Here is a 4,283-nt window from a genome sequence, read left to right as displayed (position 1 = left end):
GTCAGTCATGTCGCGCTCGACGGCGCGGGTGGATGAGTGGCTGGCCGCCCACCCCCACTTCCACGCCCGCTACATCATCCCCGCCGGCCTGAAGTGGGAGATCCGCGACAAGCTGGACCAGGCCAATATCAACGAGCGCGTGCTCTTCCCGGGGCTGGACGGGTTGAGTTCGTGGCTCAAGCGGCACTACAAGTCTAGGGACTAGGTTCCAGGGGCCAGGGAAGAGCACTCTTCCCTGGCCCCTGGCCCCTGGCCCCTAACCCCTAGCTTATGATCCCTTACGACGATTTCGGCGGGCGCGGCCCGCTACTGCACTTCTCGCACCCCAATGCGTATACGCCGGGGTGTTTTCGGCAGTTCCTCGGGCCGTTCACGGCCCGCTACCGCGTGCTGGCGGCGCACCACCGGCCGCTGTGGCCCGGCGGGCAGGACGGGGGTGGCCTTGCCGGCCGGCCGGAAGCGTTCATCCACCTGAGTTGGGACGGCGTGGCGGATGACCTGCTACGCTTCTTCGACGAGCAGCGCCTCGAAGGGATCACCGGCGTGGGCCACTCGCTGGGCGGGGTGGCGACGATGCTGGCGGCGCGCAAGGAGCCGGAGCGCTTCCGGGCGCTGGCGCTCATCGAGCCGGTCTTCCTGCCGCCGGCGGTGCTGGCGGCGGCGCGGGCGCACCCGCAGGCCGCCGCCGCGCAGCCGTTCGTCCTGGCCGCGCGCCGCCGCCGCGACCGCTGGCCCAGCCGCCAGGACGCCTTCGAGCGCTTCCGAGCCAAGCCGGTCTTCGACGGCTGGTCGGACGAGGCGCTGTGGGACTATGTGAACCACGGCCTGCGCGACGACCCGGCCACGGGCGAGGTAGCGCTGCGCTTTCCGCGCGAGTGGGAGGCGCACATCTATTCGCACCCGCCGACGAACGTGTGGGAGGCGCTGCCGGGGCTGACGACGCCGACGCTGGGCGTGCGCGGGGCGACCAGTGACACGCTCTTTCCCGACGCCTGGGCCTTGTGGCAGACGCTCCAGCCGGCAGCGACGTTCGTGGAGATGGCGGAGGTGGGCCACATGCTGACGATGGAAGCGCCGGCCAGGGCGGCGGAGGTGGTGATAGGGTGGTTAAAAGGGTTGCCGATGGGACGCCAATGAACCGGATGGCGCGCTGTTTTTGCAGCCGGTTGGCCTGGCGTATGTGACCACCTCGATTACAATGTGGTCACATTATTGAGTTAAGTGGAGGCGCAGCGATGGACGAGCGTGTGGGCATCCGCGAGTTGAAGTCCGGGTTGAGCGAGTATCTGCGCCGGGTGAAGGCGGGGGAAACGATCGTCATCACCGAGCGCGGGCGGCCGATCGGCCGGATTGTGCCGGAGGGACTGACGCTGGCAACGTTTGACCGGCCGCTATGGGAGGCGGCGGCGGGGATGGGGTTGGCGGTGTTGCCGGAGATGCTGTAGGGCGGGTTGGCAACCCGCCCTACAGTTACAGCTTGCGGCGCTTGGCGGCGGCCCAACCGAGAAAGAGGGCCAGTGGCAGGATAAGGGTAGTGCCGCAGATTTGCAGGCCGACACCCGGAGCGCTGGCCTCCCCGACTGGATCGCTGGCGTCCCCGCCGGCCTCGGCGACGGCGGTGGGGGTGACGTCGCCGGTCTGGGCAAGGGGCTGATCGGGCGAGGCGACCGCCGGGGACGGCGGCGATCCAGCGCCGGCCGCGGCGGTGATGCGGTAGGCCGCGCCATCCACGACGATAAGCACCTCCTCGCCCAGCGCCAGCGCCTGGCCCAACTCCGGCCGGTCGCTGAGTAGCGCGAAGTAGGCCTCGGAGGCGAAGGGCACGACGGACGGCTCGCCCGCGTCGGGGTTGTAGGCGGTGTCGATCCAGATGCCGTCGCGCAAGAAGAACGTCCGGCTGCCGACGGCCTGGACGACCGGCCCGGCGACCGCGCCCCCGTCGGCGGCGGGCATCACCGTCGGCAGGGCCAGCGGCGCTTCGGCCGCGGCCATCTCCCCCTCCACGGCAGCCCGGTCAACCGCCGCCTCACCGCTCACGGCCGGTGGAGCTTCCAGCGCGTCGGCCGCCTCCTCCAGCGTCGGGACGCCGCCCGTCTGCGCGGCAATATCATCCTCTTCTATGAGGAAGCTGGTGTAGGGGGTGATGATGCCGTAGCGGGTGCTGAGAGCGACGATGCTCTGCACCAATTCGGGGTTCTCGCCGCCCAGGCGGATCTGCTGCATCAGGTGGCCGATGGCCCGCGTGGCCCACAACCGGGGGATGAACGCCGGCCCGCCCTCGTCGCGGAAGGTCTGGTCGGGGTAGGTGAAGGTCTGCAGCCGGCCGTTGGTCGTGCCGGTCAGCACAATCGTGGCCGGCCCGCCGTCGCGGTAGCGGCCGGCGACGACGAGCTGCGTGCCGGCAAAGAGGTCGGGCAGTTGTACAGGATACACCTGATCGACGCGCACGCCGCCGGTGTCGAGGGCGATGTCGGTCAGCACCGGCGCGCCAACGCGGGCGTAGAAGGCGCTGACGGCCTCATCGACCGCCTGACCGGGACGGACGTAGGTAGTCGCGCCGCGGTGGTTGGCGGCCAGCGTATCCAGCAGGGTCGTGTCCACGTCGTCGCCGACGCCGAAGGCGAAGAGGCGGGCGTTGTCGGGCAGGGCGCCGGCCACGCTTTGCAGCAGCAGTTGGGTGTCGGTGATGCCCTCAGTCGCCACGCCGTCGGTCAGGAAGAGAATGGTCGTCGGCCGGGCGGGATCAACCAGAGCCGCCGCGTCCAGCAGCGCGCCGCTGATGTTGGTGCCGCCGACGGGGGCAAGGCTGTTGATGTACTGCTGGTAGTCGCCGGGCTGGTCGGCCGGCGCTGCCGCCGGGGCGGGCAGCAGCGTTGGCTCGTAGCGGCTGACGCCGGTGCTGAAGCTGACCAGGGCGAAGCGGTCTTCGGGGTTGAGGTGGCCGATGACGTAGGCCGCGGCGGCCTGGGCCTGGGCCATCTTCTCCCCCTCCATGCTGCCGGAGGTGTCGAGCACGATGATGAGGTCGCGGGCCACCACCTCGCCCGGCTCGATGCCCGGCGCGACGAGCAGCAGGAAAAAGCCATCCTCGCCCGGCTCCTTGTAGCTGAGCAGGTTCAGGCCGATCTGCTCCGGCGAGACGGTGTAGTAAAGTTCGAAATCCCCTGCCGGCGTCACGTTATTATCCTCATAGCCGGCGACGGCGCGGAACTCGTCCGGCCGGTCGATGGCGACAGGGTGGCTGGGGGAGTAGACGGCGCGGATGGCCTCGTCGGAAGCGATCTCGACGCGGATGCGCTGCTTGTCGAGCGGGGTATTGGTGTAGAGATCGCTCGACTGGGGGTACACGTAGCGCAGCGCGCCGGCCTCGGCCGTCAGCAGGTGGGTGTACTCGATCTCGATCAGCCGCTCTTCGCCGGGCGGGATGGGGAAGACGTTGGCCTGGATGGCGTCGTGGCCGACGTATTCGAGCAGGGCGGGGTCGCGCAACTGGCGGACGATGGCGTCATAGATGGCGCGGGCCTCACCGGCCGGCAGGAGCTTGGCCTCGATGGGCTGGCCGTCGACCCACATGGTCAGCTGCGAGACGGCCGCGCCCTCCGGCAGGGGGAAGAAGTACGTCCCCTCCAGCATCCAGTCATTGGGGTTGCGGAAGAGCTGTTCGACGTGGGTGGTGGCGACCTGGTCTTCGATGGTCACGTCGACGCGCTGGTAGGCGATCTCCAGCCCCTCCATGCGCCAGACGGGCGGGCAGTCATCGATGCAGATGGGCGGCTCAATAGGCGGCCGCGGCTCGTCGATGGGCGGCGGGACGACGGGCTGCTCGGTGACGCGGGGGGGAACCTGGGCGCGTGGGACAGGATTCTTATCCTGTGAGGAGGGGACAAACACAGGATAAGAATCCTGTGCCACGGCCAGAGCGGCGTTCAGCCCAGCCAGCAGCAGGACGAGGATGAGCAGGGGGAGTCTCTTCTTCATGATCTTCCTCCGGAAGAGCGATCCGCGGATTTCGTAGATTAAAGAAGCGCACGCCAGGCGCGCCAAGGATGCGAAGAACGTCAAGCTTTGCTTTCTTTGCGCGCTTTGCTTCTTTGCGTTCTTTGCGTGAGCCTCTTACGCCGCGGATGCTTTACTTCTGTTCTAGAGACGAGGGAGGAGGGAGGAAGGTTCCCACCAACACGTTGTTACCGGATTGATACCACCTTGTGACCATCTTTCTCCCCCTGTCCTTTATCCTAAGATCTACAGCGATGGCGCTCCAGGGCCACCCCATGGGTTGAGAG

3 protein-coding genes and 1 pseudogene are annotated in these 4,283 nt (G+C 68.2%); 3 read left to right on the top strand and 1 reads right to left on the bottom strand.

The window, feature by feature from the left end:
- From ACE3UY_RS10280 to ACE3UY_RS10270, 3 genes and pseudogenes are all read left to right on the top strand, one after another.
- A pseudogene (locus tag ACE3UY_RS10280) lies at positions 1–205 on the top strand (FRG domain-containing protein); the annotation flags it as partial.
- A gap of 65 nt (positions 206–270) precedes the next feature.
- The gene (locus ACE3UY_RS10275; RefSeq protein ID WP_374687444.1) at positions 271–1,137 is read left to right on the top strand and encodes an alpha/beta fold hydrolase; all 867 of its coding nucleotides are present in this window, start codon (positions 271–273) and stop codon (positions 1,135–1,137) included.
- A gap of 98 nt (positions 1,138–1,235) precedes the next feature.
- Positions 1,236–1,445, top strand: coding sequence for a type II toxin-antitoxin system Phd/YefM family antitoxin (locus tag ACE3UY_RS10270; RefSeq protein ID WP_374687443.1), 210 nt, complete (start codon positions 1,236–1,238; stop codon positions 1,443–1,445).
- Positions 1,446–1,470: 25 nt separating this feature from the next.
- On the opposite strand, the gene ACE3UY_RS10265 is transcribed toward ACE3UY_RS10270, so the two are convergent.
- On the bottom strand, positions 1,471–3,978 hold the full coding sequence (locus tag ACE3UY_RS10265; RefSeq protein ID WP_374687442.1) for a VIT domain-containing protein: 2,508 nt from the start codon (positions 3,976–3,978) through the stop codon (positions 1,471–1,473).
- Positions 3,979–4,283 lie beyond the last annotated feature (305 nt).

Origin of the sequence: Promineifilum sp. (SeqCode) (assembly GCF_041918635.1) — a bacterium.
Taxonomy (GTDB): domain Bacteria; phylum Chloroflexota; class Anaerolineae; order Promineifilales; family Promineifilaceae; genus Promineifilum.
Note: the sequence above shows the minus strand (reverse complement) of the source record. Positions and strands in the feature narration are given on the sequence as shown.